The sequence below is a fragment of the Alkalibacterium psychrotolerans genome (genome assembly GCF_054784355.1).
Genome location: NZ_BAAGPH010000084.1, coordinates 1 through 1,643 on the forward strand (window position 1 = coordinate 1; position 1,643 = coordinate 1,643).

The window sequence follows — 1,643 nt, forward strand, 5'->3', positions numbered from 1 at the left end:
TAGACTCTTATTAAAGGCTAACTTTTTTTAAAAATCAGTTTTTATTTAACCTGATCAATAGCTAGCATCAAACGAGCAACAAGATTTTTTTAATACATAGTTTTTCATAGATTATTGGGTGTTACCTAATAAATTTATACCATTTCAGGATTTTTAACATTGTTCTTAATAACTCTATATTTCCCACTAGACTCTCGAGGAATACTTTCTACATGTTCTATTACAACATTAGTACTTTCTCCTAGTTTATACTTCATTTCACTAATAAAATATTTATCAAATTCATTTTTGTATGAATTTTTATCGACCTCTAATAAAATTTTCACTTCACCCATATGATTCTGAATAAACTGAGTTCTAATCACCGATTGTCTTGTTTTTTTTATTGCTGTGGTGGGTTGACGAACTTTAGAACCACTACTAGAATAAAGAAAATCTAACTTCCTACCATATATATTCTTAACTAATGGAGAATCATTACCACAAGAACATGTAGTTTCACTATCAAACAACATAGAGTCACCAATGCGGTACCTAATTAAGGGGGTCCCATGTGTCGTAAAACTAGTAACTAATATTTCATTGTTATCTTCCTCAACATGCTCAAAAATACCTGAGGATAGTTCCATATGTAATACTTGATTAGAACACTCTGTAATAAATGGAGCCCCTTCTGCTGAAGCATACTGATCATAAACTTTACAATTAAATACACGTTCTAATAAACTTCTTCCCGATGGTGTAATAGTTTCTGATGTTGGGAAAATAGCATTTGGTTTAAATTTCAATTCAATACTATGTCTTTCAATATAGCTAGCTATATCTACCATTGACATAAAAAAACCATCAATTGCATCCGGTTTAAATTTATTTAAATTGTCAACATAATGACCTATATTTTCTTCTGAGAGGTGAAAGGAAGAATAGAGCATCTGTTTACATGCTTTATTGTATCTCCAAAACACTTTAGACGTCTGTTTCTCTGGAATAATATTCTTACCATTAAATGTTGCTCTTTTCATTTCTAAATGCTCAAATCCAACTCGGGACTTAAAATGATCAAGCATTGCCATTCTTCTCATCATATCATCTCGCGTAAATAATACCTCTAATGATTTCCCTGTCGTTCCTCCAGTATGGCTTACTACTGCATTTTTTTTGGATAATGTATTAACCTGAATATTATTACTACGAATTAATTCTTTATCAACGATTGGAAGTTTTCTTAAATCTCGCACTGTGCGAATAGAATTTATATCAATACCTTTATATAGACTATTATAGAATGAGCTATTACTATTTGCATATTTTATGAATTTGATTAGTTCAGTATGCTGATAACTAACTTTTTCTTCGAGTGAGAGAGTATCGAACTTTTTTAAAAAATTTCTGTACTCATAGTATGTGTTACCATATCTTGTTTTGTTCTTTTGGTAACCAGCTACCGAAGTCATAATATATTGGAAAAAAATAGGGGAGTTATTATATATTTTTTCAAGAATTCTCATCATAAACTCTCCTCGTATAATAAGTTTGTAGTTAAGAATTGTTCTTAACTTAGTTGATTGATTAACTGTTTGAAAGAATGGAGCTTTCTCCCCCATGGGGGAGAAAAATTTCAAAAAGTCGCTTTTGATGATCCA

At 30.5% G+C, this 1,643-nt stretch carries 1 protein-coding gene; it reads right to left on the minus strand.

The window, feature by feature from the left end:
* Positions 1 to 134 precede the first annotated feature (134 nt).
* Positions 135 to 1,643 (minus strand): phenylacetate--CoA ligase family protein (locus ACYVLS_RS09005; RefSeq protein WP_460323736.1); only part of this gene is annotated, 1,509 nt, incomplete at its 5' end.